At 33.4% G+C, this 969-nt stretch carries 2 protein-coding genes; both read left to right on the forward strand.

Features of this window, described 5'->3' with window-relative positions:
- Positions 1-210, forward strand: a 210-nt coding sequence (locus HX062_RS16125) for a hypothetical protein (RefSeq protein WP_286468132.1), incomplete at its 5' end; no start/stop codon positions are given.
- 14 nt (positions 211-224) lie between these two features.
- On the forward strand, positions 225-710 hold the full coding sequence (locus HX062_RS16130) for a hypothetical protein (RefSeq protein ID WP_286468133.1): 486 nt from the start codon (positions 225-227) through the stop codon (positions 708-710).
- Positions 711-969: the final 259 nt, after the last annotated feature.

Raw genomic sequence — 969 nt, forward strand, 5'->3', positions numbered from 1 at the left:
GAAATAATATCGCTGTATGATTATAAAGTTGCTGGACCCATAGGAGAAAGAGGGAGTGCAGCTGGTGCTACAGTACACACTCGGTATAAAAAAGATACAATGGTTAATACATTAAGTACATCTAGTTTAAAGCAAGAACAAGCTTCAATAAAACAGAGGTTCCAACTTAAAGCAGATAGTATAAATAATAAACTTAGAAATAGAAGATGACAAAGCATTTTTTTTTGATAATAATTTTATTTGGCGGATTTATTTCCTGTAAAAAAGATATTCAGAAATTAGATGAAGATGATGAATCTTTTAAATTTACTTTCAAATATCCTGATACAGTTTATGTAGGTGAATCTCATTATTGTGAGGTGTTGTATTTTAGTGATTTAGACACGATAACAACCAGTTTTGATGATGAAATTTATAAAAGATATGTTTATATGTGTATGAAGAGAACAAAAAATATTAACTACGATTTTGAGACCCTTAAGAATAGCGTTTTAGATACTTTAGGAGCTCTTAATAATAGAGAAATTCCAATTGGTGAAATTGAGTTTTCTGAGGCAGGAATACACTATTTAGATGGGTATGTTGTAGATGAAGTGATTTTTACAGCCCCAATAGAAGGAAAATATGATAATAATGGGGAACCACTTTATAGGTATATAACTGAAGAAAATAGAATTACTAAAAAAGTAGTAGTAATCGACAAAGAGTAGATAAACCACCCCAACCTCTCCGATCGCGCGTCAATCCGTGCGTTAGCTGTAAAGCCCAATCGCGTGGATTTTTAATTGTGCGGTAAAATATTTGTTTCGAACTATAGAAGGAGGGTTTTACATTCAATTTTGTGATTTAGAGATACCGTCCAAACTGCGAGAAGAACCAGAAGAAGAAGAAGTAGAACCAGAATTTCCGCCTATTGTATTACCCCCGGGCATAAACGACCAATGGAGAGATGAACCACCAACACAGGTT

The organism is Myroides sp. DF42-4-2, assembly GCF_030326445.1.
Lineage (GTDB): Bacteria > Bacteroidota > Bacteroidia > Flavobacteriales > Flavobacteriaceae > Flavobacterium.